The following is a 1449-nucleotide window of genomic DNA, read 5'->3' as shown; positions in this document are numbered from 1 at the left end:
TGACAAAGCCTTATCCCCTGAAACCATTACTAGTCACTTTTTATTGGGGCAACTAAATCTTGTATCTCCGGAATCCTTACCTGATAGTGGCGCAAATGCTGGCAACATTACAGTCAAAGCTGATGACATTACTATCTCTGGAGTTAGTCCCACTAATAGTGACCTTGCCAGTGGTTTAGTGTCTAGCAGCTCGGGGGATTTCAGTGGTGTAGCTGGTGAAATCACCATCGATACTGATTCCCTCAAGGTTGAAGATAGAGGGGAAATAAACGTAAGCAGTCAGAGAGCTCTAGCCGGTAGTATCACCATCGATACTGATTCCCTCAAGGTTGAAGATGGAGGGATAATAACAGTCAGAAGTGAGGAAGGGAGAGCAGGTAATCTGGACATTACGGCTAATTCCCTGTTGCTCAATAAAGGAAGACTTTTCGCTGAAACTGCTCAAACTCCAAATCCTGGGGAATCAGGAGCGAATATCACACTAAACGTATCAGACCTAATACAGCTCAAAAACGAAAGTCTGATCTCCGCACAGGCTTCCGGTGAAGCTACCGGAGGTAACATCACGATTAATAATAATCCATTCCTGATTGTGTTCCCCCCAACTAGTTCTAATGGTAGCGATATCATTGCTAATGCTCCCATGGGACAAGGGGGTAATATCACTATCAATGCCTTCAGCATTTTTGGTGATATTGAAGAGCGCAAAGCCATCCCAGGCAATCGCACCAATGATATAGATGCCTCTGGTACTACAGACGGTGTGGTCAATATCAACACCGAAAATGACTTCCTGGAGCGAGAGCCAAACAGCTTACCCACGGACCCAGCCCAGCCTCAATTTGACCAGCGCTGTCAACCGAGTAATAGCACTGGCAGTAGGTTTATCAATACTGGACGTGGCGGCTTACCTCCTCGCCCAGGTGAAATCAGCAGCAATACCCTTTGGGAAGATATACGCCACCCTACTACCCGTGGACGCTATCGTTCCCGGACTGCACTGGTTAACCCCCCTGTTAAACCCCCCACTACCCCTAAGCCAAAACGGATTATAGAAGCTCAAGGCTTGATGATTGATGCTGATGGCAATATCTTTCTGACTGCTTATCCAACTACCGTGACACCGGATGGATTTCGGCAGGTACCTGGGTCTTGTTATTTGCGCTAGGGAACAGGGAGCAGGGAATTGGGAATCGGGAATCGGGAATCGGGAATCGGGAATCGGGAATCGAGAACACAGATGCAGTGTGGAACAGGCATCTTGCCTGTTTCATTTCCAGGGGCATCAGGGGTGGAACAGGCATCTTGCCTGTATTCTGCCTCAGGCAGACAAGATGCCCACCCCACTCATAGTCATCCCGCCCCTCAGCAATGACAAAAATTTAGACATACCTGACTATTACTATGAAACACCATAGTCCATTGGAGAGATAATTAAAAATAGAAACA

1 protein-coding gene and 1 pseudogene are annotated in these 1449 nt (G+C 47.2%); one reads left to right on the top strand and one right to left on the bottom strand.

Annotation, left to right across the window (positions count from 1 at the left end; genetic code table 11):
- Positions 1–1168 (top strand): annotated as a pseudogene (locus tag F6K53_RS42220) (hypothetical protein); the annotation flags it as partial.
- On the opposite strand, the gene F6K53_RS42215 reads toward F6K53_RS42220, so the two are convergent.
- Positions 1165–1347: a hypothetical protein gene (locus F6K53_RS42215; protein WP_293086462.1), complete on the bottom strand. Its 183-nt coding sequence runs from the start codon at positions 1345–1347 to the stop codon at positions 1165–1167. The pseudogene F6K53_RS42220 and the gene F6K53_RS42215 sit on opposite strands and share 4 nt — an antisense overlap.
- Between the last annotated feature and the right edge of the window lie 102 nt (positions 1348–1449).

Source organism: Moorena sp. SIO4A1, assembly GCF_010672065.1.
GTDB lineage: Bacteria > Cyanobacteriota > Cyanobacteriia > Cyanobacteriales > Coleofasciculaceae > Moorena.
The sequence above is the reverse complement of the archived record's forward strand: the minus strand, read 5'-3'. Positions and strand labels throughout refer to the sequence as shown.